This window comes from Rhodococcus sp. WS1 (assembly GCF_003797745.1).
In the GTDB taxonomy this organism is placed as follows: domain Bacteria; phylum Actinomycetota; class Actinomycetes; order Mycobacteriales; family Mycobacteriaceae; genus Rhodococcus_F; species Rhodococcus_F erythropolis.
Genome location: NZ_RKLZ01000004.1, coordinates 14,096 through 35,410, shown reverse-complemented (window position 1 = coordinate 35,410; position 21,315 = coordinate 14,096). Strand labels below are relative to the sequence as shown.

Here is a 21,315-nt window from a genome sequence, read left to right as displayed (position 1 = left end):
CACTCGATGAAACGGGGGGATGACCGGAAGGGCGATAGTGATGACACCAGCACGTGATTCCGCCGAGCGACTGCGCGCATTACTCAGCCGAATTCCTGACGGCTTACACGATGCGACACGGTCGCTGGTCATCGCGGCAGGATCTGGCTGCCCCCTTCACGTGTTCCGCCGAGATGACCTCGAATGGACCGTTGCCGATGGTGACGTCGCCGAGCTGGATCAACGAGCATTGACTGCCCTGGAAGTCAATGCCGGCATGCTGCTACCCCGCGGGGTCGCTGTCGGGCGCACTGCAGTGGTGTGCACTCAGCCACCCCCTCCGGAGATCTCTTTGGATCTTCTTCGGCAAGCGTGTGTGTGGGTGGAATTGATCGCCAGAGAAGGAGTAGCGGCGGACGAGATCGCCTCACTCGACGACGAGGCCGATGTGATGCGAACCGTCGCCCAGCAGATTCTGAGTGCGCGAGATCTCGATCAGGTCTTGTTGGCTATCACCAACCACACACTACGTATGTCCGAATCCGATATCTGTGGTGTCTTTCTGCGGGACGGCGATCTTCTCCACATGCGAAGCTGCACCGGCCACCGAGTCATCGACACCGCACGCCTGACAATGGGGCGAGGGCAGGGTGTAGCAGGGTTGGTGTTCGAAACCGGTCAGGTCGCCAAAGTTGATAGTTACCTTCAGGATTCGACTATCAGCACCGACTTCATGTCCTTAGCTGTTCAAGAAGCCACACGGTCAGCTCTTGCAGTTCCTCTCACCGTGCATGGAGAACTCATCGGTGTCCTCGAGGTATGGAGACGTCGATATTCCTCGTTCACAGATCGAGATGTTCGCCGGCTCATCTCGCTCGCCGACCTCGCGACAATTGCCATCGAGAACGGTCGACTCTACGATTCTCAGCGGGCGATGGTCAGCGAACTCGATGCCGCCAAGATGTCGCTCGAACGACAATTTGCGCTCCTGAGCAGAAGCTCGGAACTGCAACAGAGCCTGCTCGATATCGTGCTGAGCAACAACGCGATCGAAGGTTCCGTCGCTCGTACTTTGGGCACCGAACTCGGGTGCGACGTCGTGATCGCCTCAGCCTCGGGCGATATCGACGCTCATTACCCGCGGGCCCTCGATGCCGTAGCGATAATTGCAGCGGCTACCGGCGAAAGCGGAAATCTGCCGCAACGCGCGCATCGGGTGGATATCGAACACGGAACCTCGATCTGGGCGCATCCGATTGTTGCAGGAGACGCCCAGTATGGTGCCGTGTTCCTACACGGGGACAACACCTCTGCCGATCTCATGAGCATCGCGTGCAGTCAGGGGGCGATGGTGTGTTCGCTGGCGCAGTTGCAGGCCCGAGCTGCAAGTGCCGCGCGAGCCGAGGCGCTCGATCAACTGTTGTGGGACCTGCTCGATGGAACCCCCGAGCAGCGATCCGCTGCACGTACCCGCACGCACCAGATGGGGGTAAGGCTCAAAGGCGCACACCGTGTGGCCTATGGGGTCATCGACAATGCCGAGGCTCTCGCAGACCGCGAGGGCTGGAGTACGTCGTCGCTGGACCAAGCGCGGCGTAGCATTTTGGACAAGATCCGGGCGTGCTCGTCCCCGGCATCGCCCACCTTGTCCGCGATCCGCGGCAACTGGATCGTAGTCCTTGCGCCGATCAAGGATCGCGAACGCGCCCGCCTCCAACTGGACAAGTACCGCGCGCTCGTCACGGGCGTACATGCAGATTTCTCGGTGTCATGGGGAATGAGCTCCGTCCATGATGATCCGAGCGGTTACCCCACTGCCTTCGACGAAGCACGAACCGCGCACGCGGCCGCGCGGCGTCTTGGCGCCGTGTCGTTGTACGACGAACTCGGCATCGTGCGCCTCTTGCTCGGCAGTGGCGACAGTCCTGATCTCGCAGCTTTCATCGACGAGATCACCCAGCCACTGACCGAGTACGACCAAAAACACGAGGGAGCTCTTCTCCAGACGCTGCGGGCCTTCTTCGACGCGAATTGCTCGCAGAAAGCTGCTGCCGAGAGACTCTATGTACACCCGAAAACGCTCTCGTACCGGCTGGAGCTGATCCGTAAGCTGACCGATCTCGACCTGTCCCTGCACGCTGACCGTATGCGCGCTGATCTGGCGTTACGGCTACTCGATGTTGCAGATGCTGTTCGCCTGCCCACCCTCGGACGCCTCAGCGACTGACCCGCAGTCCAGACAGGGCAAGATCGCAAAACGGCGATTGTCGGCCAGGATCTTCGATCTTGGCCGACAATCGTCACTTACACACAATCACGCTCGCACATTGGACGCGCGCCCGAGGGCAAGCGTCGCGGTGCGCACTTCGTCTGCATCGACAGCGAGACGCGTGAACCCGGATCTGATTATCTTGTTCACCAACTCTGCAGTGAATGGGCCAGTCAGCCGAATTCCGATTCGAGCACCGTCGTCTGCACTGGCCGCTGCGGCGTCGAGCGAGAGTTCGACCCGCGGATCGAGATCGCTGCGAGGGTCCACATCCAAGAGTCCTCGTCGCACGTACGAATCCAGCGGCTCAGCAGTATGCAGATGGCGGGTCGGGATCCCCAGCACGGTGGCCTGCAGTTCTCTCAATTCGATCCAGAGTGCATGGGTGGAGCGAGCGAGCGCGGGAACCTGTGTGGCTCCGAGCATCGTCGCGATGTAGGCGCCCATCTCGACAGGAGCGTAGGCGGCAGCGCGGGCGGATTCCAGCGCCTCCACCTCCGCGACCTCATTGATCTTGCGGACGGTGAAATGCACAGTCGGTGCATGATCGACCTTCTCGAGCGCCTTCGCGATGCCGCGGATCTGGGCTTCGAGCAACTCGACAGAGCCGAGCGGAAGTGCCAGTTCGGGGTGAGCGATAAACAACTCGTACGATCGCAGCAGCTCACTTGATTCGTCAGCATCGAAATCGATTGCACGGACTCCAAATTCGACCTCTCCAGAAGCAGCGAAGATCCTCGAGAATTCCTCGGCGACCGCCCGTTCGAGCAGAGAGGCCGCACTTCGAGCATCGTGCTGATAGATCGTATTCAAGATCGAATCGAGGCGACCGGACGCAGCAAGAACGGAGTCGATCCCCGCAACGAAGCCAATTGCGCCCGCAGCAGCGGTACGCGTCACCTGATCCACTGTCGTCACCCTGGCGAACAACTCCACCGTCGAGCGCGAGCGCGCGATGGTCAACAACTCAGCCAAATAATGGTCCTCCGCTGCTGGTTCACTGAGTTCCACTGCACCGGAGAGTATTTCACCACTGGTACCGTCGAGCGAAACGACGTCACCGGCGTTCAGTGTCACCCCCGCTGCAGTCAGCGTCCCCGCTGCGGGGTCGATATCGAGCGAGCCTGCACCGACAACGCACGTTGTTCCCAGTGCGCGCGCGACCACCGCCGCGTGGCTCGTCGACCCACCTGTTGCGGTGAGAATTCCGGCGGACGCGATCATGCCGTGTAGATCGGTGGGGCTGGTGACCGGACGGGCGAGAATGGCCGTGCGCCCGTTCTTGGCGGCTTCTTGGGCCGCTTCGGATGTGAAGTAGAGTTCGCCGACCACGTGTCCGGGCGCAGCGCCGACGCCTTTGCCGAGTACGCGTCCGTTCTGTCGGGCTTGCTCGTAGGCAACGGGATCGAATCCGGGACGCTGGACCTGTCGGATCTGATCGAGCGAAACCGCGTCCAGTGCCGCTTCCGGCGTGATCACCGCTTCCTGCAGCAGATTGGCTGCGATTCGGATTGCGGCCTGGGCCGTACGCTTGGCGTTTCGAACCTGGAGCATGTACAGCACGCCCCGTTCGACGGTGAACTCGATGTCGAGAACGTCTCCGCGAGTGCGCTCAAGCCCCGCGCAGGTCGACGCGAGCTCCGAGAACACCTCCGGGAGTTGATCTTTGAGTGAAGATACGGGGTCCGGGGTCCGGGTTCCGGCGACCACGTCCTCACCCTGACTGGCTGCAAGGTATTCGCCGAACAAGCCAGGCTCACCGGTGACCGGGTTGCGAGTGAACACCACTCCGGATCCCGAGCTCTCGTCCAGGTTTCCGAAGACCATCGTTTGCACTACGACCGCGGTACCGATACTGTCCGGAATTTTGTGCAATTCGCGATATTTGATGGCGCGCTTGGTGTTCCACGACCGGAACACTGCCTCTACAGCACCCAGGAGTTGCTGTATGGGTTCACTGGGCACTTGTTCGCCCAACTCGTCCTGCAGGAGAGTCTGGCAGTGAGACCACACCGTGTCGTAGACCTCACCCGCCGACGCCGAGTCGTCCAGTTCACCGAGTAGCGATTCGAGGTCGCCGTGGTCGGGGGTTTCCAGCGCGCCCAATACGGTCTCGGAGTACATAATGTGGAAGCGGAACAAGACATCTGCCATGAAGTGAATGTCGCCTGTGGACTCTGCGAGTGCGATCGCAGCCTCACGGTTGAGCCCCAAGTTGAGGATGGTGTCCATCATCCCCGGCATCGAGATCGGTGCGCCGGAGCGTACCGACAGCAACAGTGGATGTGGCCCGCCCCCGAAACTCTTCTGTGTCAGTGTTTCGAGATCGGCCAACCGGCCTGCAATATCGATCTGAAGGTCGTCCTCGAGTTCGCCGCTCGAGAGGTACCTGTGACAGGCCGAGGTCGAAACGATGTATCCGGGCGGCACGTTGAGGCCGCTCTGGGTCATTTCGACCAGTCCATAGCCTTTACCGCCCAACAATTCTCGGTCGACGGGCCCGGTTTCGTTGAAGGACCTGGTCAAACTGGACGTGGTGATTGCTGCACTCATCTCGCTCATTCCTTGCGCGCGCGGCCGAGCGTGCGCAGCAAGTCCTCGTGGAACTCGAACCACACGTTGTGGACGGAATCCTTGGTGGGGTCGGACACGAAGGAAATATCTCCTTCGTCGACCTTGTCCACCGAACGGTCGAATCTGTTGATGTAGTGGGCGAATCGCGGATCCTTCTCGGCGAGTGCTTGCAGCAAGCCTTCCAGTCGTGCCACCAGCTTTTCGATCGTGACGATTACCTTCGCGTCGTAGTCTGCGTCGGTGTGATCGTTAGCAAGTTTTCGGCCACCGACTTCGATCTGTTGCCACGATGCCATGGTCTTGAGGAAGCGAGAGTTCACATCCTCGAACTTGTCGGCCACGGTCAGCACGTTGGGGTCGACGCGCAGATCGGAGTAGATCTGTGATGCCGAGTCGATCAGTACCTGTGCGGAACCGTCGGTGGGCATCGCGGTGTCGCCGACCAATGCGATCAGGTTCCGCTCTTGTAGATCGGCGAACGAATCGGCAACGTCGTCGATCTGTTGGCCTGTCGAATCGGCGACAGCCGAGGCGGATGCCATCTTTTTCAGTGCTACGGCGTTGAGCACATCGTAGAGGTCTTTGTTCAAGAATGTCTGAGTCATGTTCGTCTTTCGATGAGTGAAACCAGGTGAAGGACATCAGGGTTGGGCCTGTGTCCTTCACCTGGTGACGGGGCGATCGAATGTCAGAGCCAGCGGCCCTTCGATTTGCGTAGATCGGCTCCCTCGCCGAACGGTAGGTAGCCCTTGCCCGAGAAGATCTTGTGTGGGACTACTTCTTGGGCGAATCCGCGTTTGCCGATGTCGTAGTAGTAGTTCGATACGCGCTGGTCGATCTCCCAGAGCTGGTACTCGTTGCAGGCTTTGTCGTATGTTCCCGACTTTCGTAGGTAGGGAAGGATCATGTCGACGTAGTAAACGTACTGGCCTGCCCAGATCAGGTCGCGGCGGCACATTCGTGAGACCTTGCGGTACATCTTGAAGGTGGCATCTTGCACCTTGGGTAGCTCGGCATCGAGTTCGTCGATCGGGATGTGGCGGACCTCGGACATCGGGGTGTCCCACTTCTCACGCGCGAAGACCGCGCCGCCGACTATGCCGGGGATGTAGTTCTTCGGGCGAGTGAACGTGGTCGAGATGTCGTTGACGCGGATCTCCTGCAGTCCCAGTGCCTTCGGATCTATCTCGATGGCCATGGTGTACGCGTGTGGGAGGCCGGCGTCATCGCATACGTCGCTCCAGTGGAAGATCTGCTCGTTGACGAACAGATCGCGCAGAATCAACACGTTGCCGTTCGGCAGCTCGTACGGGCCTGTGTCGCCGAGTCCGAGCCGGCAGTCCATGTGGTCGAGGAAGGACAGGAGTTCTGCCGCGGCATTGAACCGTGTGAACTTGCTCTGCTTCGGGCTCTCCGGCTCCAGAACTTCGAGCTGGCTGATGATCGTCTGCAGGAAGTCGTCCTCGTGGATCTGGCAACGGTAACGATCCTGCGAGTTGAGGATGTACCCGTCCTGGCGTTTACCGAACTCGATGCGTTGCATGAACTTGAGCATCGTGTTGCTCTCTTCGACGTAATCGTCGGGCCCGATTGCCTCGAGCGCGAGCAACCCACATCGACCCATACCGAATCCCACGGCACCGAGGGACCAGTCGTGCACCGAGTTGATCTTGGTGCCGATCTCCCGACGAGCGGTGGCTCCGATGTCGAGGACTCCCTGTGCCCCGACCTCGTCGGTCATCATGGTCATGATCTCTGGCCAGCGGTAGAACTCGTGCATGAACGCGAGGATCTCGTATTCCTGGCGTGGAATCATTCCGGACACGCCCTCGGTTGCGCGCATCACCAAGGTGTCCCAGATGTTCCAGGCCAGGTAGTTGTTCAGGTCGTTGAGCTCGTCGAGTGTGAATTGTTCTTCGAGGACGTCTGCTTTCGAGACCTTTTCGAGGACTTTGCTCTTGGCGCGCTGCTTCTGGACCTTGTCTCCGAGGATGCCGTCACGCAGTGGTTCCTGACCGACGAAGTTTCCTTCGAAGGTCAGCTCCTGGAAGCGGAGTCCGTCGTCGGCCGGCTCGTAACGCTTCTTGTAGGTCACGGTCAGCTCCGGTGTGGATTCGATAGTCATTGTGTACGTCTACCTCTCGGGTCGTCGGATCAGTCGACAATGCTGATGCGGCCGACCTCGGAGTCGTCGCAGTGAAGTTGGACAGTCTTACCTACCAGGCTCTGTGCGATTTCTTCGAAGTGAGCGTCGTCGGTGTTGCCGACTTCGTACCGTGAATCGCTGCTGGTCAGGTGTGCGGTCATCACACAGGGGATCTGGAACTCGCGGGAGAGGATTCCGAGGTGAGATTCGGGGGCGCCGGACATGGTGATGACGCCGCTGGCACCCATGCTGAGAGCGGGAGTGAGGAAGGTAGTGGTGCCCCCACGGACGAGGAGGATGTAGTCGGCGAGCTTGCCGGATTGAACTACCTCGATGACATCTTGAGGTGATCCGAGGTACTTGACCTCGCCGGTGGGGGTCTTCTTTGTCTCGAAGGCGTTGAAACCTTCCGCGACGACCTGCATGGGTGCTCCTGTTCTGGGTGTCCGAGCTGGCTTCTCAGCAGCCCGTACTTTCAATTGTTGCCGCAATCACAGTCCCTCATCGGATGTGATCTGCGCTTCCATGGTGGAGATAGTTGTCGGGGACTTCTTTATCTCTGTCGGACAGGGGTGGGGACGGCTGCTCGAGGGTGAATCTCACTGAGCTTGCGGCGCATCAATTTGCCGGAGGACGTTGTCGGCAGGGATCGCACCACGATGACCTCCCGTGGGCGTTTGTACGCTGCCAGGCGATCCTTGCAATATGCGAGGACAGCATCGGGGTCCAGTTCGACCTGGTCGACCGCCACCACGTAGGCGACGGCGATCTCGCCCTTCACGTCGTCGGGGAGGCCGCCGACAGCGACCATCGCCACATCCGGGTGCGATCCGACCACTCGCTCTATCTCGGCCGGATAGACGTTGTAGCCGCCGGTGATGATCATGTCTTTGAGTCTGTCCACGATGAAGACGTGCCCGGTGCGGTCCCGATACGCGACGTCACCCGTGCGTAGCCAGCCGTCGGACGACAACACTTCCGACGTCGCATCCGGCCGACCGTGATAGCCGAGCATCACCAGGGGTCCTCGTACCGTCAGCTCACCGTGCTGGCCAGGGGGAACTTCCGTTCCATCGTCGAGCGAAATAATACGCAAATCCATGCCGGGGAGCGCGACCCCGATGGATCCGTTGACCTGAGGTGCGTGCAGGGCATGGGTAGTGCCGAGACCCGATATTTCAGTCATTCCCCACAGCTCAAGAAGCGGCACCGGTGCGCGGGTGTTCCACCGACGAATCAAGTCGGGTGTGAAGGTCTGGCCTCCGATGGTGCATTTCTCCAGCGACGACAGATCGGCGGCGACGAATGCCTCTGATGCGACCATCATCGAGTACATCGCCGGAACGCCTTCGAACATCGTTGCTCGTTCACTTTCGAGCAGACTCAACGCGCCGGCTGTGTCGAAGCGTTCCATCAATACGACGGTTCCGCCTGAAAGGAACGTGGAGTTGATGGCAACATTTCCGTACACGTGGGGAGCTGGAAGTGCTGTCACTGTCACATCATCCGCGGTCCGACCGTGCATCGCCGCGGTCAGCGCACAGTTGAGCAGAATGGATTGATGTGACTGCATCGCTCCCTTCGGATGTCCGGTAGTGCCAGAGGTATATCCGATGCTGCACAAAGCTGTGGGGTCCGCAGGTTGCAGATCGAATTCTCGTCCAGCGCCGATCGCGAGCAGATTCGCGAACGGGACCGACTGTGATCCGCCGTCACCGAAACTGAAGATCGACTTCAATCCCGTCAGTTGGTCGGCGACAGAATCTACGACCTGCATCTGCGCACCGCCGGCGAAAACAGCCTTTGCCTTGCAGTCGTCGAGCACATAGACGAGTTCGGTACCGGTCAACATGACGTTGACGGGGTTGACGACAGCTCCCGCTTTCAGGATGCCGTGGTAGGCCACGATCCATTCCCAGCAGTTCTGTGAGTACACCGAGCACACGTCGCCTGAACCGATGCCGCGCTCGTGCAAGCCCACCGCGACCGCGGTAGACATTTCGTCCAGTTCTCGGTAATTCAGCCGAGTGTTCGCAACGACCAGAGCCGTCTTGTCCGGAGTCCTCGATGCTGTGAACGGGAGGATTTCAGCAGGACCGAACGCGGGGCGGGCGAGCACTAAACACCGTCCATCGTGAGTACAGCCTTGATGACCGAGCCTTTGTGCACAGCCTCGAGTGCGGCGTTGATCTCTCCGAACGGAAAGGTTTCGATCAGCCGATCGAAGGGAAACTTTCCGGCCTGGTACAGCGAGATCATCCGGGTGATAAATTCGGTCGGCACTGCATCGCCCTCGATGACGCCCACCAGAGTGCGGCCGAAGAGTAAGTGGCCCTGATCGATCGTCACATTGTTTGTCGCCCCCTGAAAACCGACAGATGCGCAGACGCCAGGAGACTGCAGACACTCGACCGCGGCTTTGACCACTGCGGGAAGTCCAATGCACTCCACCGAATAGCGCGCACCGTATCCACCTGTCAGAAGGCGGATTTCGTGAACCGGATCGGTCGTGCTGGAGTCGATGGTGTGTGTTGCACCGAGTTCGCGTGCAGCCTCCAACCTGCCATGATCGATATCGACAGCGATGATTGTCGCGCACTCGGCCACCACGGCACCGAGAATTGCAGCCATTCCGACCGAGCCGGCGCCAAAAATCGCGATCGATGAATCCGGTTCGGGATTCAGTGTGTTCAGTACTGCCCCCGCGCCGGTCTGGATACCGCACCCCAGAGGTCCAAGCAACTCCAGTGGCAGGTCCTTGTCGACTTTGACGCAATTCCACTCGGTGGTCACCACGGTGTGTGACCATGAGGATTGACCGAAAAAGTGGCCTCTCACCGGGTCTCCCTCTTCTGTCGTCAACGGGGTCGACCCGTCGACACGCGACCCGGTGAGGTTGGAGGCGACAAAAGTTCTGCAGTGCCCCGGGACGCCGGCGACACAGTTGTCGCAGGTGCCGCAGTGGTTGAACGAGAGTACGACGTGATCGCCCGGGTTGAGCGTGGTGACATCGGCTCCGATCTGCCGAACGACTCCAGATCCTTCGTGCCCGAGAACAATCGGTCCGGCGTCGTCGGTCGCTATCACGCCGAGGTCTGTATGGCAGATACCCGACCCGACGATGTCGACGAGAACTTCGTTCGCCCTCGGCGACGCGATACTGAGAGCCTCGAGTGAGAGCGTCGTTTCGCCGGATCGGTGCACGGCGGCGAGCGTTTTGACCGGTTCGGTTTCATTCCCGTCAGACATCACGCCACCGAACCCGGAACCTTGTTGAGTGTGATCGTCTGATAGTTGGTGTATTCAGCCAGTCCGTGAAGCGAATTTTCGGCTCCGATCCCCGATTGCTTGTGCCCACCGAACACCTGATGTGGTGAGTATTGGTGCACTTCGTTGAGCCACACGGTGCCGGCATCGAGTTGTCGCCCTATGCGTTCGACGCTTGCGAGATCGTTGCCCCACACAGTCGCGCCCAGGCCCCACACCGTGTCGTTGGCTCGTCGTACGACGTCGTCTTCGTCGCTCCACTTCAGGAGAGGGAGAATAGGTCCGAACGGCTCTTCCACCACCAGTCGAGAGTCTTCCGGGGGATTGTCAACGATGGTGACGGGTACGAACCACCCTTGAGTACTGTCGTCGATCTCTCCACCGAGTGCGAACGTGTATCCGTTTTTCGCGCAATCGTCGAAGTATTCCTTGACCTTCTCGAGCTGAGGGGCATTCTGGATCGGTCCGAGTTGCGTCGCCTCGTCCGCCCCATCCCCCACCACCACGGTCTTCGCGTATGCGACCAGTTCGTCACGAAATGCGTCGTACACCGAATCATGAATGTAGATCCGCTTCGCGGCATTGCAGAACTGAGCATTGTTCTGAAACGCAGCCCAAAATACTTGTGGCGCAACCTTGATTGGATCCACGTCACCCAGAACGATCGCTGGGTCGTTGCCGCCGAGCTCCAACGTGACCCGCTTGAGTGTCTCTGCCGCCGAACGCATGACGTGTTTTCCGGTTTCTGTGCTGCCCGTGAAGGCGATCTTCGCGATACCCGGATGCGATGTGATCCACTTCCCCAGTTCGTCGTCACCACTGACAGCACTCAGAACACCGGGAGGAAGCAGATCCTGGACCATTTCAACAAGGGCCAAATCACACAAGGGCGTGAACGGCGACGGCTTGACAATCATCGTGTCTCCGGCGACCAATGCGGGGGCAATCTTCCATACAGCCAAGAGAATTGGGAAATTCCAGGGGACGATTGCCCCAACAACTCCGAGCGGGGTGTGCCTGCTGATGACACGACGCTCCGGGGTGTCCTCGAGCACTTCCTCGGGAAGTGACTGCTTGGCGATTTCACGGAACCATGCCACCGAGCCGTAAACTTCCCACTCGGCCATCGCTCTCGGCTTACCCTGCTCCAGGGTCAACAACTCCATGAACTCTTCCGCTCGGGCTTCGAGTCGATCGCCGATCGCGGAAACAGCGGCTTGCCGTTCAGCAATCGGTCGTCTGGACCAGTCGTCGAACGCACGGGAAGCCGACTCAACTGCCCTGTCCAGAACTTCACGGGTCGCGACCGGAACATGAGCAACCACCGACCCTGTGGCCGGGTTGTAAACAGGCGCAACAGAAACGCTGGTAACGGACTGCCCGTCAATAGTCATGACGAAGGAATGGTCCACCAGACTTTTCGTCTCGGCGATGTTGGTCATTAGGAATCTCCTCGAATAATGCGCTGCATGGTCAAGCGCCCACTACTGCGGAATTGGTGTCGGCAACGGTGCGTAGCGAAGCCTTCCCCATGTCTAATGCGAAAGGGTGAGATGCGCTTCACCTCCACGGGAGCATCATCGCCCCAAATGTTGTCCCCACAAGAGTAGTGCGAGCGAGTGATCTACAACACGATAAAGAACCGATCGCCCGATACCCCAAGCACTCCGCTCGCACCACATACGTCCCCCAAGCCCGTAGGGATACTCTTTGATGACCAAAAGCGAAACAGCCTCCGAATCGCGCCACCAGATCGAAAAACGATCACCGACAGCAATATTCGATCACTGGATAGATACCCGTTGCGAACCGACGCCGACTCGCCAAGAAAGTGAAGACGACTACCTCGTCAGGTTCTTCGCACGATGGGCAGAATTCGGAGGTGGTGACGAAGTCGATATCATGACTCAATTCGGAATCGCCAAGGACTGCTACCTATCCCGGCTCCGATCTCTGGCGCTCAGTACCAGAGCAACACGGTTCCCCGACGAAATTCAAAAGTTGCTGTTAACTCTTGCAATGTCCTCTTCCAACGCGGTGCAGTCACACTCGCGACTATGATCTGCGAAGATCCACTCGTATATTCGAGGCCGTTGGTATCCGACCACTGCCGATAACACTCAGGAATCGTGACTTGTGATGCAGGACATCGAGGGCAATGAGTTCTGTCTCGACTGAGTGGAAGCGGACGGACGCTTTCGTGAATTGGTTGGTGACGGTGGTTTCGGTTGAACGGCTCTATCGTGCATGGGGATCGAGGGCCCGAACATTGTGATCAGGGATTGGCTTGTTCGCTCGGAGGTCGATGCCTTCTGGCGATGTCGGCGGCGTAGGCGCCGTTTTGGCCGACTTCGGTGACCCAGCCTTGGGCGGTGGTTACTTCGATGCCGAGAAGTGCGGCGAGTACCGCTGCCGGCATCTGCGCGGCGAGGTCCATCAACGCTGCAGTACGTGCGGGCTGGGCTGAAATACCTACACGGTTGAAGCGGATATTGAGGTTTTGGCTGCTCATCGGGCTTCCTGCGCGTACTCCCGGGAACAGCCAATCGTGATCGCTTGTTTGGGCGAGTGCGGCGCGTCCGCGGTATCTGTTGACGACCAGGTCGAGTGCCAACTGACCTATCAACGTGGGGAGGATGACGGGTTCGGTTCCAAGCGCAAGGCTGACGGCGCGGTTGTCGATGCGTTGAGTGATGGCATCGGTGCGCAGTGTGACTATGCGCCTTGATGGTTGAGCGAAAAGCAAAAGTAGCAGCCCTGCGAACCGGTCGCAGCGGTCGATGCTGTTGTCGTGCAGTAACCGGCGAGCGTGCGTCCAGCGTTCGTCGTCGGTCTGGTGCCGGAGCCGTGGTGACGAGGACGAGGTGCGAGGAGCAGGTCGCGTTGAAAGTGTCGGCGTGCGGTAGCCCACTGGAAGAAATCACGAGCACGATGCGCCTGAGTGTTCGACATTTGCCAGCGGTCGAGGTCGTGCTGGTCCGCTTCCTCGGGCTGTCGGCCGTGCCGGCGCAAGTACTTCAGAAGATCCGCCGCGATCGACAATTTGAGCAGGGCATAGGTAGCTTGTGGTCGGGTGAGCGGTCGACGTGCTTTCGTCCGGAGTTGGTGTAACAACCGCCAGGTGGCTTAGTTGCGCAGCAGCTTTCGATCTTCCTCGTCGTCGATGTCGGCGAGGAAACGGTGAAGTTGTTCCTCGAGGGTGTGAAGGATCTCGTCGCGCGGTGCGAGTGCACCGGCGCAGACCAACGCGTCCCGTAGCGGACGTGTATGCGGCAAATTGCGATACTCGTCGAGCAGTTGGTGAGTGACGGGGCGGCCGGTCTCGCGGAGCTGGTCCAGCAGCTGAGAGCCACCCCCTTCGAGGTAGGTGAGCGTGCTCTCAAGCGATGAACGAGCGAGCGCGTCGTATACGGGCTGGAGTCGAGGAATGATGTTCGTGTCATCACCGAGCGTGTTCCGCAGCTGAGCGATGCAGGCACAGCCCCTGCACAGGCCGAAATGATGGAGATGCTCCAGTTTTCCGCACTGTCGGCAGGGTTTGAAGGAGTCGGGGTGTCTGCGATAGCACGCCTTGCATCGTGGGCCGTCGGGTAGCCATGCGCGTACGGTCATGACCCGGTGGCAGCTGTGGCACAACGCTTTCGGTAGGCCGCAGTTGTTGCAGACAGGTGCGCCGTCGGCGGTGCGGGTGCGCACGATACGAATCTGGTTGCAGACCGAGCAGGGCTCGCGGCGGAGCAGTTTGCTCGAGCACGGCTCGCAGCGCGGCGTTACGGTGTCGGCGAAATAGCATTCTTTGAGCTTCCCGCAGAACGCGCAGATGGTTATGGGTGATCGCTGACAGCGGCGACAGCGCGGTTGCTGACCCGCGAGCCGATACAACCGCGCGCGCTCCCCGCACCCCAGGCACGTGTCCTGGTTTTCGGGCTGGTGGTTGTGGCAGCTTCGGCAAATCGGTGCGCCCGAGGCGTTCCTACTGGCGGCAGGGCGGGCGGCTCCGCACCCTGCACAGACTTGGGCGTGATGCTGCTCGTAGCAACGGCGGCACGAACGGAGCCGTTCGCGCACCGTGGTCAGTTCGACTGCACGGTTGCAGAACGGGCAGGGTGGCATGACGAACCCGCAGATGTCTGCGTTGACGAGTGCGCGGAGTAGACCAGTGGTTGCCGCTGTGGCGTGTGCTGCTTCAGTCGTCAGCCGCAGTGGATGCTCCGCGAGTTCGTCTGCGATTCGTCTCTGATTGCCTGCCTTGGGAAGCTCACGTTCGACGATCTCGCGGAGGAGGCCTGTGTCGACGCCTGCGTTGATGATCGTGATCTGGTTGACGAGCCGATTCAGTTGATCGACTTCCGATATCCGGCGCTCACACGCAGCGCAGAGTGGGCGTCCTTCCCAGTCTCGGTAGCGAGTAAGCGTTGATTCCCCACAGGACGTGCAGGATTCGATGCGTTTGCGTTCTCGGCTGTAGCAACTTCCGCAGATCCGTAGCGGTCCCTGCCGATTCGTCAGATCGACGCCACGATGGCACACGCCGCACAGGGGGAGTTCGATGCCCGCTGATCCGTGGCCCTGCAGCGCTTTGATCAGTCGATCCATGGCGGGTGGGCCCAGCGGTTCCCGGCCTGTCAGCAACTCCGGATTCTCGAACAGTGCCTGGGCCAGCCGACGCTTGACGGTGATCGAGGGTGCCGCCTCAGCGAGTGCTGCCGACAACACCGAAGCCGACAGTGTGGGGTCGGCACGTTGCACCGCGGCGTGGATGATCGACAGCGGATCAGTCAGCACCGCTGCGGCGTACCCAGAGACTGTCCGGTTCCCCATCAGGACTCGTTTGTGCCGATGATGCGGGCACGTTTGGGGCGGTGGTCACCGACAGACCCGGTTTCGTTGGCGCCGGCGGCTTTACGTCGTCTGGCCGTGGCGGTGACCGGCTCGATCAGGTCTTCCATCCGGCAGTCCAGAATGTCCATCAATGCAACCAGTGTGTTCAGGCTCAACCGTTCGGGCCGTTCGACGACCAGTCGATAGACCTGACTGGTGGACAGAGCAATGCCGCGGTCGGCGAGTAGTGGCTTGAGGTCGCTGGTGGAGAACATACCGCGGGTGGCCATGAGCGTTCGCAGGTGCCAGCGGTAGTCGAGTTTGCTGTTCAATCCATCCACTCCTCGTCTGCGGAGAGTCCCCGCTCCAATGTTCGTCGCATCATCGTGTTCATGAAGTCTCCACTGACCGCGGTATAGATCGCCGTGGTGGACGCAAACCGATGACCGACCTGTTCCTGCACGAACTTCGGATCCGCGCCGTCTTCGATCAGGTGCGTCACGTAACTGTGTCGAAGGCAGTGCGGGACCAACGTGCTCGGTAGATCCAGGGCATCGCGATAGTCGGCGAATCGCGAATCGATCTCCCTTGGTTGGAGCCGGGTGCCGCGTTCGGTCATGAACAGCGGTCCATCTGCTCGGTCTGTGAATCGAGGGCGGATGTTGGCCACGTAGTCTTGCAAAGCTTCTACTGCCCAGGGCATTACGCTCGCCACCATTCGCCGTTTGGGTGGCGAACCTCGACTGGCTTTGCCCCATCGAATATGCAATTGCCCGAAGCTGCCCAACTCCGGGGCGGACGGGCTTCGATAGCAGTCGGTGGTGTCGAGTCGGGAGACCTCCCGAGCGCGCAGACCCCAGCCATACGCCACTTTCAGCACCGTCGCGTCACGGTGGGCGGTCAACGCGCCTTTCCGTCCGCGCTTGACCGCCAACTCCACCTTGTCGTCGGCGTAGTCCAGGAGTTGTTGCAATTCAGTGCGATTCAACGGGCGGCGGTCCGGATCGCCCTCGTAGTCGACGAGGTGACCGACCGTGTTCCACTCGTGGCAGATCTGTACAGGATGAGTACCGAACCGGTTTTCGCACTCTTCCGGCCACTTGTATTGTGGCGAGGTCAGATAGGTGCAGAAGTCTCTCACCGCGCCTTGATAGTTCCGCAGCGTCGACTTCTTACGCTGTCGAGCGCCGACCAACTCCGCCATCCACTCGTCGAAATGGGCAGCAGTCCACAACCATGGATACTCGTCAGTGAAGGCCGAAAAACGGTTCACAGTCCCCAGATAGGCGCGGACTGTCCGCTGGGCCATCCGTCATCCCCCGAGCAATTGCTGCTCCCAGCCTCTGAGCATCGCGCCGAGAACGGCATCTTCGGGATGCAGCAGCGAGACGCCTTCGACAAGTTCGAGCCGCGCAGAACCGGGCAACTCACGATACTTGTCAGCCACCGCTGCTGTCTCCTTCTGGTGCACGTATATTGCGTTAGATGCAATATAAAGCCGTGAAGGCCTGATCAGCAAGGCGCGATACACTCGCGTTGTCGTTCAAAGCGCCCCGGATTCGCCAGGGAGAATCCTCGAATCGCGTGCATCCGATGCAACTCCACCAGGTTCTCAGGATCGCTTGTCCATATCGGAAACGTTGGCACGGGCCTGACGGATCGACAGCGCCGCGAACTGCGAGAGAAGCTCGTCGAACTCGAACAGCCGATCAGCCCGTTCGCCATCGAGCCGCCGAGAGTCGTGACCCGCAATGCATCCTGGTCAAGGCCATTTTTGGTGTGCGACGTGGAGTACCGGGAGTTCACTGGCGGTAGCCTGCGGCACCCATCCTTTCGAGGGCTGCGCGACGACAAGACTGCTGATGAGGTCGACCTCCCCGGTCGTCACTGATCTGGATCAGGAACGTATTCGAGGAGGCTTTCAGATGATCGCAGGTGGTTGGATCTGGTGGCTTCCACTGCCGTGGGAATGGCGGATAGCTCTCTCCGAGGTGACTCCGTGCGAGTTCGGGGGCACACAGTGTTACTGAAGCCCCGGTAGATATGACGAAACCGCCGGAACCTGAAGGTGTCCAGCGGCTTCACAGGGTCGGTGCCCGTCTTGCGCCTCTCGGCAAGTGGCCGCTCGAAGCGGCATTTCTGGGGTGGTACCCGGGGCAAAGAACCGAACACCGACAGCCTCTACAACGAACACCGTCGCAGAGTTATTCCGATCCGCTGACCAGCGCCGTAGCTCATTTTCTGGTGATGATCGTCCGCAGCACGAAGCGGAAGACCACCGCGGTGCCGGCTCCGACCGCGATGCCGGCCATCACGTCGGCGAGGAGGACCCCGACGGTGGTACCGAGGACTGTGGCCGCTGCGATCGCCAATGCAACATCAGCAGATGCCGGCCGAGGACCGTTGATCGCAGAACCCCTCTCCATGCTGCCGACGTGGTCATCGAGATCATCACACGCCGTTTGAAGCGAAAGTCGGACCCACGCTGTTCAATGGGACAGGAACCGACAAACAGGAGGTCAGGCCATGTGCGGGCGCTATGCCAATCGAAGCTCAGATAAGGAATTGCAGTCCTTTTTCGACACCATGCAAACCGTCGGCGACGAACTCCCACCGTCCTACAACGTCGCCCCCACACAGCCCGTCCGTGTGATCCTCGAACGAACCCCACGCGAGGAACCCGACTCCGAACCCCAGCGCCAGCTCCGGACCGTCAGCTGGGGTTTTCTCCCTGCCTGGGCAAAAGACCGAAAGATGGCGTCCAAACTCATCAACGCCCGCAGCGAAACCGTCACGGAGATTATCTACCCTGCGGAGGCGGTTGCAGTCGTCGACGAGCGGGGTTGTCCAGGGTGGATCGTGTTGTCCTTGCGCGGCGCGAAGTGTCTGCGACGTGAGTGACCGGGGTGTCCGTCCGGGTCGCGGAGGGGTAGGGCTTTTCGACGACCCGAGCTCGTCGAGGGGCGGCTTCGAGGCCACTCCAGCGGTGTTAGCAAAGTCCTCGGTGTCTCTCAAGGATGGCCAGGATGTTCGCGGTGGGTCTCCCGATGACTGGTGCAGCCGCCGAAGACAGCGGGGCTCGGCGGCTACACGACTACATCATCAGGTGCGTCGTTCTTGTCGATTCAGTCTGGCAACACGTTGGCTGCCGCTGCGGCAGCGGCATCCTTTCGGCTTGGCCACATCACACCGACGCTCTTCATCCCCTTGGTGACATCGATCTCGGGGTGTTCGAGAACGACGTCGCGGTAAGAAGGACTGCCCACGATGGCGGGTTTGTACTTGTTGAACGACGCGTTGATTTCGTCTCGAAGTTCTTGCGGCAGGCCGAACTGGTCATAGCATTCGTAGAGACAGTCGAACATGGCATTCCAGTGCACCTCGGTTAAGCCCATGCCGCGGTGGGCGGTGAGCATGTCTCGCCCGCGGTAGCGGACATTTCCACCCCACTGTGCGGCGAGGAAATCGACGAAGTTGATGTGCTCCTTGTAGAACGTCGACTCCGACATATGCGCCCAGATGTGGCCGATATCGGGATGCGCCATCCCCTTTTTGAGGGCTTCCGCGGCGAAGATGTAGATGGTGTCGTATCCACCTAACCGTTCGTAAAGTGACGGCTGGTCTTGTGGTGGAACAGATTCGGGCTTTGGTCCATTGTCCTGTGTCATGGTCGCGTCTTCCTATCCTTCGAGGATCGTTGCTAGTTCGGAATCGACTGGTTCGGCTGTTGGTGACAACGGGCGATTTACGACTCTCGATTTGCGTGTGTTGTCGAAGTACAACCGGAACACGTCGGGGCGGGAGTAGTGGCCTACCGGATCTGCCGCGTTTTTCGCTGTGAGGATTGCGGTGTAGTCGATGTCTGCGTAGAGGATGCCTTCTTCGGTCGGGGCCAGCGGTTCGGCGAGATCACGGCCGTCGGGGCCGAAAATGCGGGCGTATCCGCCTCCGAGTGCCAAGAACTGCTTTTTCAGTTCGGTGTCGGCCACGAGGGTTTGGCCGGCTTCGCCGATCAAACCGGTCGGAGAGAGGACAAAGGTTTGGCCCTCAACTGCGTATTGTCGGGCTGCTCCGACGTTGACCTCTGGGCCCAGGGCGTTCACGGCCCCCTCGAAGATCGAGAAACTCGGCCATGCCGCTATATGTAGCTGCTCGCCTTGAGAAAACATCGCGTACTTCGCCAGCGGCTGCAGATGTTCCCAGCAATTCAGCGCACCCACCCGACCGAGTTCGGTGTCGATGACCTGGATGTCCGATCCGTCGCCTTCGCCGAACATCGTTCGTTCGACGTGCGTAGGCTTGAGCTTGCGGCGGACGGTAGTGGTCACACCATGCTTGTCGATGAACGCCTGAGAGATGTAGAGCGATCCGTTTTCACGTTCGCTGAAACCGAGTGAGATCGCGATACCGGCATCGCGGGCAGCCTTCTCGATACGCGCGAATTGACTGCTGCCGACTTCGATGGAGTTGTTGACGTAGGGCAGGATGAATTGCGACTGCCACGCAACCGAATCGAGCCACAGGAACCATGGGTATCCCGGAATCCACACTTCGGGAAAAGCGATGATGTCAGCGCCTTCGGACGCTGCCTGCGAGACCAAGGCGATGGTCTTGTCGATGCCTCCGTCGATGTCGTTCCAGACCGGTTCGGCTTGCACAGCGGCTGCTCGGAATGTCTTCGTGTAATCGGACACGACTGCCTCCTTCGAAAGGGATGTTGCGCGGTCGGTGCACCGTGCCTGTTTCGACCATAGAGAGCGAACGATGCTCGGTTCTCGATGTTTCCTGCATCACATCCGGCGTTTTCTGCACTCCTTCGACCTGCAAATTCGACTTTTCATGCACTCGACATCGCAGGACCTCATCGGAAACGCATCGGTAACATAACCGCCCTCTTGCGTCAGTTGCGAGTGCCTATGCTTGGGCCATGGCTCAGGTGCGCGCGAGATCGGCGGTCGAGTGGGCGGAGGCCTGCAGTAGTGCCTTCGTGCCGCTGCGGGTTCGGGCTGCTGGAGACAGGTTCACTGCAACTCTCGATCGTGTAGAGCTCGCCTCGGGCGTTTCGGTAACGCGTGTGGCCAGTGAGGGCTCGGAAGTGGTCCGATCTGCGAATACCATCGCGCATCACCCCCGAGATGATCTGTTACTTTCGATCCATCGAATCGGTCGTGGGCGCGTGTTCCAGCACGATCACGAGGCGATCCTCAACAGGGGACAGGCCTCCTTGTACGACGCTTCTTCGCCCTACTCACTGTCGTTTCCCGGTCGTATGAGCGAAATCGTGCTGCAAATTCCGCGTAGAACAATCCCTACCACCGGGCAGGCGTTTGCGCGTATCACAGCCTCAGTACTACCCCCGTCGACGAGTTTGGTCGCGCTCCAGAGTTTGCTGCTGTCCGTCGATCCATTGACACCGCCGCGAGAGGGTTCGATCGAAACCGAGATGCTGGCAGATGCAGCCACCACGTTGCTTCGAGCGGCTCTGCTTCCACTCGATCAGGCGACGCCTCTCAGGCTCGAAGGTCACGCACTGGCCGTCGCTATGCGTTCCTATATCGACGACAATCTGACTGACCCGTCACTGACAGTGGAAAGCCTCGCGCACGCACTGCATGTCTCTGTTCGCCTGGTATACAAGGTCTTCACCGAGCATGTGAACGAATCGCCCGGCACCTATATACGCCGCAACCGGCTTAGGCGAGCCCACGGTGAACTCACCACCGGACTCAGCGTTCTCCAGGCGGCACTCTTAAGCGGTTTCACAGATCCGGACACGTTCACCCGAGCTTTCAAACGCCAATATGGGTTTCCCCCGTCGGCCTTGAAGCACCTACGGGAATAGCGATCACGACAAGCTCGCAGCTCTCGCAATCGATTGGGTGCAGTACTGCGGCTAGTTGTTGCGGTATGGGTGTTGCGACGCGGAGGACGTTCGCGACGACGAATCCAGTGCCGGCGATCCATTCCAGCGAGCGGCTTGTCATTGATGCCGCGGAATCCGGTCGAGCCGGTGAGGTGGTATTTTCAGTCAGCTGCGCCACCCGAAGCCGAGGGCCCGAACAGGGCGTAGACCACGCAAGGTCGTTGGACAGAATCTGGTGCGTCACCCCGATCTTGCCCGCCAGTTCGGACGGGTGACCCGCATTTGCGCGCAGGCTTAGCAAAATCTGAGTGCGCGTCGAATCCGACAGGGCGTAACCGAACCTTGAGAGGGCATCGGCGTGGAGTGAGGTCTTCATGATTTCGATAAAGCAAGTAA

17 protein-coding genes and 3 pseudogenes are annotated in these 21,315 nt (G+C 59.8%); 4 read left to right on the top strand and 16 right to left on the bottom strand.

Annotated elements, in window-relative coordinates; all coding sequences use genetic code 11:
* The first annotated feature begins 40 nt into the window (after positions 1-40).
* Entirely contained in the window at positions 41-2,206 is a 2,166-nt protein-coding gene (locus tag EEB12_RS28320) for a helix-turn-helix domain-containing protein (protein ID WP_181447651.1), read from the top strand.
* Between the two features lie 87 nt (positions 2,207-2,293).
* On the opposite strand, the gene EEB12_RS28315 is transcribed toward EEB12_RS28320, so the two are convergent.
* The 12 genes from EEB12_RS28315 to EEB12_RS30950 all read right to left on the bottom strand — a co-directional run bounded on the left by EEB12_RS28315 (position 2,294) and on the right by EEB12_RS30950 (position 16,503).
* On the bottom strand, positions 2,294-4,801 hold the full coding sequence (locus EEB12_RS28315) for a pyruvate, phosphate dikinase (RefSeq protein WP_141488944.1): 2,508 nt from the start codon (positions 4,799-4,801) through the stop codon (positions 2,294-2,296).
* Between the two features lie 5 nt (positions 4,802-4,806).
* The gene (locus EEB12_RS28310) at positions 4,807-5,427 is read right to left on the bottom strand and encodes a hypothetical protein (RefSeq protein ID WP_141488943.1); all 621 of its coding nucleotides are present in this window, start codon (positions 5,425-5,427) and stop codon (positions 4,807-4,809) included.
* Between the two features lie 83 nt (positions 5,428-5,510).
* A complete protein-coding gene (locus EEB12_RS28305) occupies positions 5,511-6,947 on the bottom strand; it encodes a hypothetical protein (RefSeq protein ID WP_141488942.1) in 1,437 nt (478 codons plus the stop codon).
* 29 nt (positions 6,948-6,976) lie between these two features.
* Positions 6,977-7,393, bottom strand: a complete 417-nt coding sequence (locus EEB12_RS28300; protein ID WP_141488941.1) for a PEP-utilizing enzyme — start codon at positions 7,391-7,393, stop codon at positions 6,977-6,979.
* A gap of 128 nt (positions 7,394-7,521) precedes the next feature.
* Positions 7,522-9,087, bottom strand: coding sequence for a class I adenylate-forming enzyme family protein (locus EEB12_RS28295; protein ID WP_141488940.1), 1,566 nt, complete (start codon positions 9,085-9,087; stop codon positions 7,522-7,524).
* Positions 9,087-10,217 (bottom strand): NAD(P)-dependent alcohol dehydrogenase, encoded by a 1,131-nt coding sequence (locus EEB12_RS28290; RefSeq protein ID WP_141488939.1) that lies wholly within the window; start codon positions 10,215-10,217, stop codon positions 9,087-9,089. The genes EEB12_RS28295 and EEB12_RS28290 overlap by 1 nt, the downstream gene beginning before the upstream one ends.
* Positions 10,217-11,677, bottom strand: coding sequence for an aldehyde dehydrogenase family protein (locus EEB12_RS28285; RefSeq protein WP_141488938.1), 1,461 nt, complete (start codon positions 11,675-11,677; stop codon positions 10,217-10,219). Before EEB12_RS28285 ends, EEB12_RS28290 begins: the two co-directional genes overlap by 1 nt.
* An 833-nt stretch (positions 11,678-12,510) precedes the next feature.
* Positions 12,511-12,747, bottom strand: a complete 237-nt coding sequence (locus tag EEB12_RS28280) for a hypothetical protein (protein WP_141488937.1) — start codon at positions 12,745-12,747, stop codon at positions 12,511-12,513.
* 614 nt (positions 12,748-13,361) lie between these two features.
* On the bottom strand, positions 13,362-15,056 hold the full coding sequence (locus EEB12_RS28275) for a hypothetical protein (RefSeq protein WP_141488936.1): 1,695 nt from the start codon (positions 15,054-15,056) through the stop codon (positions 13,362-13,364).
* Entirely contained in the window at positions 15,056-15,388 is a 333-nt protein-coding gene (locus tag EEB12_RS28270) for a helix-turn-helix domain-containing protein (RefSeq protein ID WP_042953673.1), read from the bottom strand. The genes EEB12_RS28275 and EEB12_RS28270 overlap by 1 nt, the downstream gene beginning before the upstream one ends.
* Positions 15,385-16,365, bottom strand: coding sequence for a tyrosine-type recombinase/integrase (locus tag EEB12_RS28265; RefSeq protein WP_258537553.1), 981 nt, complete (start codon positions 16,363-16,365; stop codon positions 15,385-15,387). The genes EEB12_RS28270 and EEB12_RS28265 overlap by 4 nt, the downstream gene beginning before the upstream one ends.
* A 3-nt stretch (positions 16,366-16,368) precedes the next feature.
* Complete coding sequence (locus EEB12_RS30950) at positions 16,369-16,503, bottom strand: hypothetical protein (RefSeq protein ID WP_258537552.1); 135 nt, start codon at positions 16,501-16,503, stop codon at positions 16,369-16,371.
* Between the two features lie 174 nt (positions 16,504-16,677).
* Here EEB12_RS30950 and EEB12_RS28260 point away from each other — a divergent pair.
* A pseudogene (locus tag EEB12_RS28260) lies at positions 16,678-16,947 on the top strand (ATP-dependent DNA ligase); the annotation flags it as partial.
* A 343-nt stretch (positions 16,948-17,290) separates the two neighbouring features.
* Here the strand turns inward: EEB12_RS28260 and EEB12_RS28255 are convergent.
* Positions 17,291-17,482, bottom strand: coding sequence for a hypothetical protein (locus EEB12_RS28255; protein WP_141488935.1), 192 nt, complete (start codon positions 17,480-17,482; stop codon positions 17,291-17,293).
* Positions 17,483-17,582: 100 nt separating this feature from the next.
* Between EEB12_RS28255 and EEB12_RS28250 the strand changes: the two are divergent.
* Positions 17,583-17,855: pseudogene (locus tag EEB12_RS28250) on the top strand (SOS response-associated peptidase family protein); the annotation flags it as partial.
* A 326-nt stretch (positions 17,856-18,181) separates the two neighbouring features.
* Here EEB12_RS28250 and EEB12_RS28245 read toward each other — a convergent pair.
* Complete coding sequence (locus tag EEB12_RS28245; RefSeq protein WP_141488934.1) at positions 18,182-18,724, bottom strand: group I truncated hemoglobin; 543 nt, start codon at positions 18,722-18,724, stop codon at positions 18,182-18,184.
* A 12-nt stretch (positions 18,725-18,736) separates the two neighbouring features.
* Positions 18,737-19,750 (bottom strand): carbon-nitrogen hydrolase family protein, encoded by a 1,014-nt coding sequence (locus tag EEB12_RS28240; RefSeq protein WP_141488933.1) that lies wholly within the window; start codon positions 19,748-19,750, stop codon positions 18,737-18,739.
* 233 nt (positions 19,751-19,983) lie between these two features.
* Between EEB12_RS28240 and EEB12_RS28235 the strand changes: the two genes are divergently transcribed.
* Positions 19,984-20,898: a helix-turn-helix domain-containing protein gene (locus EEB12_RS28235; RefSeq protein WP_141488932.1), complete on the top strand. Its 915-nt coding sequence runs from the start codon at positions 19,984-19,986 to the stop codon at positions 20,896-20,898.
* Positions 20,899-21,115: 217 nt separating this feature from the next.
* Here the strand turns inward: EEB12_RS28235 and EEB12_RS30945 are convergent.
* Positions 21,116-21,295, bottom strand: a pseudogene (locus EEB12_RS30945) (transcriptional regulator); the annotation flags it as partial.
* Positions 21,296-21,315 lie beyond the last annotated feature (20 nt).